Origin of the sequence: Vibrio sp. TRT 2004 (genome assembly GCF_050113735.1) — a bacterium.
In the GTDB taxonomy this organism is placed as follows: Bacteria; Pseudomonadota; Gammaproteobacteria; order Enterobacterales; family Vibrionaceae; genus Vibrio.
Genome location: NZ_JBNJOH010000120.1, coordinates 1 through 1321, shown reverse-complemented (window position 1 = coordinate 1321; position 1321 = coordinate 1). Strand labels below are relative to the sequence as shown.

Sequence of the window (1321 nt, the reverse complement as noted above, 5' to 3'; positions counted from 1 at the left end):
AAATGTATGGTCCGCCCCGTTATTGCAACTACAATTTAGTAATAACGGAGTTGGTTTGCGCTAATGTATTCGGAGTCCTCGTTGGGAACATTAACTTCCCCGCTCCACGATGATATCCGCGCCAGATTATCCTTAAAAGCCCCAAAGCAACTAGGTGCTATTTTTTATATCAGGTTACTAATCTGGCCGATCGACCGTTTTTGTCATCACGTTCATTGGCGTTGCAAACTTGGTTATGGCTATACAGCCTTAAAAGCTTGGCGGTGGTACAACACCGCCCAAGCTATTCTTGCTAGCTTATTGGCAAGTGCGACTACCACTACATTAAACGGCTTTGTTGCTCGTAAATTGACTAACCAATCTCCGAACACTTTTCCTGTTGTTTCTATCCTAGATAGCACGGACCTCGCTCCATGTATAAATAGAGCGCGAAGGTGTTTATTCCCTCGTTTACTCATGCCTAATAACTTTGATTTACCACCCGTTGAATACTGCCTTGGAACGAGTCCTAGCCATGCAGCCATCTCGCGACCTCCACCAAAGTTTGAAGGAGAACTGATATTGGCCACACACAACGTTGCTGTTAAATCACCAACACCAGGAATACTCTTCAAAAGTTCAGCATTTTCATTATTTTCAGTAATCGCTTTCAGTTTTCTATCTTGAGTAGATACTTGCTCATTTAGGTATTTATAGTGCTCATGAATCGAGAGCAACTCTGCGACCAGACTCTGCGGTAACTTTATATCTTGCTCGGCCAGCCACTGAAATAGTGCTTTCATCTTGGCATGGCCTTTAGGAAAACTCAGTCCAAACTCAAGTAGTATTGCCCCAATTCGGCTCATACAAGCCGTTCGTTCTTTGATATAACCATCTCTTACTCGATGGATAGCCGCGATTACTTGAGCTTCCTCTGACTTGGCAGAAACAAATCTCATGCTTGGTCGACTCGCTGCTTCTGCTATCGCAGCCGCATCAATAAAGTCGTTCTTGTTACCTTTGACGTAAGGTTTTACATATTGAGGCGGGATAAGTCGAACTCGATGCCCATAGGCTTCACATTTTCTCGCAAGCCAGTGAGCACCACCACAGGCTTCAAAAGCGATGATGGTAGGTTCAAGTACAGATAAGAAACGGAGTAGTTGGCTTCGATTAAACTTACGGCGAATAACTTCTTTGCCAGAGTGATTATTGCCAACCGCATGAAAGCAGTGCTTACCTAAATCGATACCTAAAATGTGGATAGTAGACATATGGTTCACCTCGTTCTGATAGCCTACTCTAAGCGTAGGGCTTGAGAGTGAGGCGGACCATATAATTA

The 1321-nt window shown here is 44.0% G+C and carries 1 protein-coding gene; it reads right to left on the bottom strand.

Going from position 1 to position 1321, the window contains the following annotated elements; all coding sequences use genetic code 11:
• Positions 1–239: 239 nt before the first annotated feature.
• Positions 240–1253 carry an IS110 family transposase gene (locus ACQEXR_RS20135; protein ID WP_427021035.1) on the bottom strand — a complete coding sequence of 338 codons (1014 nt, stop codon included), beginning with the start codon at positions 1251–1253 and terminating at the stop codon, positions 240–242.
• Positions 1254–1321 lie beyond the last annotated feature (68 nt).

Coding starts and splice junctions, on each gene's coding strand:
- ACQEXR_RS20135 (WP_427021035.1), bottom strand. CDS start 1,253: ATGTCTACTATCCACATTTTAGGTATCGATTTAGGTAAGCACTGCTTT.